This is a genomic window from Dolichospermum lemmermannii CS-548, from assembly GCF_028330815.1.
Lineage (GTDB): Bacteria > Cyanobacteriota > Cyanobacteriia > Cyanobacteriales > Nostocaceae > Dolichospermum > Dolichospermum lemmermannii.
Map to the genome: position 1 here is coordinate 1 of NZ_JAQMTJ010000025.1, position 5,975 is coordinate 5,975.

The window sequence follows — 5,975 nt, forward strand, 5'->3', positions numbered from 1 at the left end:
TGCTTTCTCCAACAAACGTTGGTTACACTTCTTCATGTTGTTTGTCCCTGTGACAGGCTTGTGGATGAGTTCCATTGGTATCGTTGGTTTAGCATTAAACCTCCGGGCTTATGACTTCGTTTCCCAAGAATTACGGGCAGCAGAAGACCCAGAGTTTGAAACTTTCTATACCAAAAACATTTTACTAAACGAGGGTATCCGCGCTTGGATGGCTCCTCAAGATCAACCCCACGAACAGTTCGTATTCCCAGAAGAAGTATTACCACGCGGTAACGCTCTTTAAAATTCATCATTTTTGAGTTAGCCTCTACCTATTGGTAGGGGTTTTTTTATGGCAGAAATTTAAATTCAGGTATTGCAAATTTTTGTGATTGTGTTATGGTAGTCTCAGGTTAAAAACCCAAAGCATTTTGCTTTGCCCCTTTTGAAACTAAGACCATTTAGGCAACAAGGAGGTGATGCCCATGATAGAAAGTAGTATACCCATGGGTCATCAAGTTGCAGTTAGCCGGCTGTGTGCCGGGGCTGTTCTCTAAAAGTTAGCTTTAGTTCTCTTGAGATACTAAGTTAGCTCAACTAACTAGGCTTAACATCGGAGTTCCTTCCGGCAGTCTGGTTGCAACTTGAAGACCCGCTAGACCGCCCTGATTTAGATTATCTGATCTAAATCAGGGCGGATAGTTTTTAAGGGTGGTTTTTGGTTGAAACCAGTACACAACCGAGTCAGTGAATTAACTATTTAAAAAGCCGAAAAAGCTTGTTTGATCTAATTTTTTGATTTTGTTTTATGGTACTAAGTAGTAATTTTTAACCAGTAGCATAAGACAATACTTAGATATTTGCTGACAACAATTACCAACGTAAATTATTGTTGTGGAACATTTGTTAGCGATCGCCTATCATTTATATTTGTCAGGTTTTTGGAGTGAAAACAAAACACCCATTGCGAACAAATGATAATTAATGTGGAAAGGTTTTGATTGAAAGTATATTTCAAAACCTCTCTAAATTCTTCAATGCCGAAGCTTATTCGCTAATCTTCAGTGTAAGAAAAGTTCGATATGAGTTTAAAGAAGTCAAATCTACTTGGTGTAACTGATAATATACTACTAGAAAAATTGACATCTACTTAATCAAAAAATCTTATGTTGATTATTAGAAAAAACTATAATATAATGGCAGGATATGGTCAGAAAGTTTTTGCATAAGTTAATTGCATGGAAGTTTAACGATTAATTAATCAATTGTTAGCCTTGTGAAAGCTATGATTGTGGAATTGGTGTCAGCCATGCCTATTACACAGGTTTCAACAAGACTTCGCGTTTGTAAACAGTTAGCTATAGCGAACTCATGTTATCCATATAAGGTGTGAGGAGAAAAGGAAAAATGTCTAATATTTTGTGGAAATCCCTGGTGGTTAGCCCAGCAATTTTGGGAGCAGCGTTGTTAGTATCTTCAACAGCGATAGCCGCACCAAGTACCACCAAGGGAGCATCATCAATTGAAACTTCCTCTACAGCAGAAGTTTCCCAACAGCCAGCAGTATTGGCGACAGAAACCAAAGAAGCTCAAGTTTTAGCTCAGGTCAACCGCTACAGCAACGAGAACAATACTTCCATAAATCAGGTAACATCAGTTTCCCAGTTCTCTGATGTGCAACCTACAGATTGGGCATTCCAAGCTTTGCAGTCCTTGGTTGAACGCTACGGCTGTATTGCGGGTTATCCCAATGGCACATTTCGTGGTAATCGGGCTTTAAGCCGTTACGAATTTGCGGCTGGTTTGAATGCTTGTTTAGATCGTGTGAATGAATTGATTGCCACAGCAACGGCTGATATGGTGACAAAACAGGATCTAGCAACATTACAGCGTTTGCAAGAAGAGTTTTCTGCGGAATTGGCAACCTTACGCGGCCGGGTAGATGCTTTAGAAGGCCGGACTGCTGAATTAGAAGCACATCAATTTTCTACTACCACTAAATTAAAAGGTGAGGCTATTTTTGCTGTCACTGATGCTTTTAGTAATGAGACAGGCAAAGCTAACCGGGCAGTATTCCAAGATAGAGTCCGTTTAGGCTTGGAAACCAGCTTTACGGGTAGAGATATATTAACAACCCGTTTGGCTGCTGGTAATGCCACAGGCTTTAGTCTCCGAGATAAAACTGGTAATCCTATTAATGCTGGTGGAGTTGGTAAGCAAACCTTTGAAGTCGGTAGCACTAGTCCTGCTAACAGCGTTAAAATTGACAAATTAACTTATGAAGCTCCTTTAGGACCTGCAAGAGTTTATCTTTCAGCTAGTGGTGGGCAACATAGTGATTATGCGGCTGTTAACAATCCTTACTTCTTTGATAAAACAGATGGTGGTAAGGGGGCTTTAAGTACCTTTGCTTCTGAAAACCCCATCTACCGGATTGGTGGTGGTTCTGGTATTGCCTTGAATGTCCCGTTTGGTAAACCTGGTAGTAGTTTCTTGAAACCAAGTTCGATCACATTAGGTTACTTGGCTTCAAATAACTCGGTCTCAAATGCTGCTAGTCCTGCCCCAAGTAATGGCTTGTTCGACGGTAACTATGCGGCTTTAGGTCAGTTGAACTTTAATGTTGGTAATCGCGTTGCTTTGGCTGCAACCTATGTGCATGGTTATCAAAAAGCAGGTAGCACCTTATTTGATTCAGGATTTGATGGTGGTGCTTTAGTAGGCACTGCACAAGCGAATACTTTAGGCGTTAATTCGGCAACAGGTGCTGCTAGTGCCTCTTCCAGCAACTCCTACGGTATTTCCGCAGCTATCAAGCCTAGCGATAAACTCTCTTTGAGTGGTTTCGTTTCCTACCATGATATTACAGGCTTTGGAGCTAATGATGATAAAGAAGCTTGGAGCTATGGTGCAGGTTTAGCTTTACCTGATTTTGGTAAGAAAGGTAACGTCTTGGGTATCTTCGGTGGCGCTCAACCTTACTCACTAGGTGCGACTGGTAGAGAGACTCCATACCAAGTGGAAGGCTTCTATAAGTATCGCGTTTCTGAAAATGTATCCGTAACTCCTGGAGTTATTTGGATGACATCTCCTGGACAAAATAATACCAGTAATGATGCCTTTGTTGGTACACTCAGAACAACTTTTAGCTTCTAAATAGTTAAAAGTTTGTTGATAAGTTTCAACGTGATTTGACCCTGCCTCATGGCGGGGTTTTTTTGTGGAGAGAAAAACCCCAGTTAAGAACCGGAGTATACTGGAAAAGAGATTAACTGTAAGGTTTTGCTCAACTTCATGCTTCAACTTTCATCTTGGATTATTACTTGTGGAACTATCATGTAAATCTGAATACGCAATTTTGGCGTTATTAGAGATGGCTACTCATTACGAAAACGGTGAACCGATGCAAATTCGGCAAATCGCTCTGCAACAAAAGATACCTGATCGCTATTTGGAACAACTGTTAGCAACTTTGCGGCGGGGGGGTATAGTTAAAAGTCAACGGGGTTCAAAAGGCGGCTATTTATTGGCGCGAGAACCTCGGAAAATTAGTATCTTTGAGATTTTAGAATGTTTGGAAGGTTTAGATGTGCAGACTGGTGAACAAAATACTAATCCCACAAGGTTAGATAATTCTGTGGTGTCAGAAATTTGGCAAGAAGCACGTCAGGCGGCAAATTCAGTGTTACAAAATTATTCGCTTCAGGATCTTTGTGAAAAACGGGATTCCCGGAAGCAGTTGGATATCATGTACTACATTTGAAGGCATAAAAATTTATCATGCGGATTGTTGAAAATATTACGGAGTTGGTGGGACGGACACCTCTAGTTAAGCTAAACCGGATTCCTCAAGAATTAGCTTGTGTGGCTACAATTCTCGTGAAATTGGAAAGTATGAACCCTTCGTCATCGGTGAAAGACCGCATTGGGGTAAGTATGATTACTGCGGCTGAGAAGGAAGGATTAATTGCCCCTGGGAAGACGATTCTGGTGGAACCAACATCGGGAAATACGGGCATTGCTTTGGCAATGGCGGCGGCGGCCAAGGGGTATCAATTAATTTTAACAATGCCGGAAACGATGAGTGCGGAACGGCGGGCGATGTTAAGGGCTTATGGGGCCCAATTGGAACTCACGCCGGGAATTGCGGGGATGAGTGGGGCGATTCGGCGGGCGCAGGAGATTGTGGATAGAACACCATACTCTTATATGTTGCAACAGTTCCGCAATCCGGCTAATGCCCAAATTCATCGGGAAACTACGGCGGAGGAAATTTGGGAGGATACGGATGGTCAGGTAGATATGATTGTGGCGGGTGTGGGGACTGGGGGGACGATTACTGGGGTGGCGGAAGTTTTGAAAGCCCGGAAACCGAGTTTTCAGGCGATCGCTGTAGAACCAGCTAATAGCCCGATATTATCGGGAGGTAAACCGGGTCCCCATAAAATTCAGGGCATTGGGGCGGGTTTTATTCCCCAAGTGTTAAAGTTAGAATTGATTGATGAGGTAATTACGGTTACTGATGAGGATGCGATCGCCTTTGGTCGCAAATTAGCCAGGGAGGAAGGATTATTGTCTGGAATCTCCACTGGTGCAGCCCTTTGTGCGGCGGTTCGGGTCGCCCAACGTCCAGAAAATCAGGGACGCTTAATTGTGATGATTCAGCCTAGTTTCGGTGAGAGATATTTAAGTACACCTTTATTCCAAGACCTAGAAGCGAAAACCGCAACTAGTACCAATTAACAATCTATTGGATTCATGTCCGATTTTAACCACTACGATACCCTCAAAGTTAGTAATCATGCCAGTCAAGCGGAGATCAAACAAGCTTATCGCCGCTTGGTGAAAATTTTTCATCCTGATAGTAATCAAGACATTACAGATAATGAGCAAATTATTCGTGTTAATGCTGCCTATGAGGTTTTAAGTGATAGTAAAAGTCGTCTTGATTATGATGAAAAACTTCGTCACAGTCAGCAACAATTTCATCATGTTCGCCAAAAACGAGCAGAATCTGCCCAACAAGATTACAAAGCAGCGAGGAAAACTAGAAAAGATATTGATGAAAATATTGAGGAATGGATACGTTTAGTTTATAAACCAGTAAATCGGATACTTTGTACAATTCTTAATTCTTTAGAATCACAAATTGAGGAGTTAGCCGCCGATCCTTTTGATGATGATCTTTTAGACGAATTTCAAGATTATTTAGCATCCTGTCGGGAAGATTTGAAGGACGCACAAATTAAGTTTCGTTCTTTGCCAAATCCTGCTAGTTTTGCAGCAGCAGCAGCCCATATTTACTATTGTATGAGTCAAGTGGGAGATGGAATAGAGGAATTAGCGTACTTCCCATTAAGCTATGATCATCGCTATTTGCACACGGGACAAGAGTTATTTCGGATAGCTAAAAGATTGTATCGGGAAGCGCAAGAGTCGGTGAGTTGATGAGATGATCGTAGGAGTCGTTTAATTACTAAGTAGGTTGGGGTTGAAAATTGTCGTTATGACAAGATAACAGGGAAGAGGTTTTGGGCAATTTGACTTTTTGTTATGGTTTTTTCCGTTTACTTACTTATCTATTAAACCGAAATATTGCTTATTTTTTTAACAATATAATAATTCCCATTCTATCGGGTTAGAAGCGGAAATAATTAAACGCAGATGGACGCAGATGGACGCAGATAATTTTGTAGTTAATTAGACTAGGAAATGCTATATGATTTATACTAATCTTTTTTCTTCTCTGTTGGTGTCTAGCCATGACTGATCAAGAACTGCTGCAAATCATTGAAAAAGCTGCTAGAAACAAAGAAACTACATTAAACCTCAGTAACAATCAACTGACAACATTGCCAGAAGCCATTGCCCAACTCTCCAATCTGAGGTTGCTTGACCTCAGAAACAATCAACTGACAACATTGCCAGAAGCCATTGCCCAACTCTCCAATCTGAGGTTGCTTGACCTCAGAAACAATCAACTGACAACATTGCCA

At 41.4% G+C, this 5,975-nt stretch carries 5 protein-coding genes and 1 pseudogene; all 6 read left to right on the forward strand.

What is annotated here, in order from left to right:
* Positions 1 to 283: pseudogene (locus PN450_RS01215) on the forward strand (photosystem II D2 protein (photosystem q(a) protein)); the annotation flags it as partial.
* Between the two features lie 1,103 nt (positions 284 to 1,386).
* Complete coding sequence (locus tag PN450_RS01220) at positions 1,387 to 3,135, forward strand: iron uptake porin (RefSeq protein ID WP_271835148.1); 1,749 nt, start codon at positions 1,387 to 1,389, stop codon at positions 3,133 to 3,135.
* Positions 3,136 to 3,304: 169 nt separating this feature from the next.
* A complete protein-coding gene (locus PN450_RS01225; RefSeq protein WP_148766173.1) occupies positions 3,305 to 3,742 on the forward strand; it encodes an RrF2 family transcriptional regulator in 438 nt (145 codons plus the stop codon).
* 17 nt (positions 3,743 to 3,759) lie between these two features.
* Positions 3,760 to 4,722: a cysteine synthase A gene (cysK, locus tag PN450_RS01230; protein ID WP_271835152.1), complete on the forward strand. Its 963-nt coding sequence runs from the start codon at positions 3,760 to 3,762 to the stop codon at positions 4,720 to 4,722.
* Positions 4,723 to 4,737: 15 nt separating this feature from the next.
* Positions 4,738 to 5,427: a J domain-containing protein gene (locus PN450_RS01235; protein ID WP_148766169.1), complete on the forward strand. Its 690-nt coding sequence runs from the start codon at positions 4,738 to 4,740 to the stop codon at positions 5,425 to 5,427.
* Between the two features lie 314 nt (positions 5,428 to 5,741).
* The coding region (locus PN450_RS01240) for a leucine-rich repeat domain-containing protein (protein ID WP_271835154.1) at positions 5,742 to 5,975 on the forward strand (234 nt) is incomplete at its 3' end.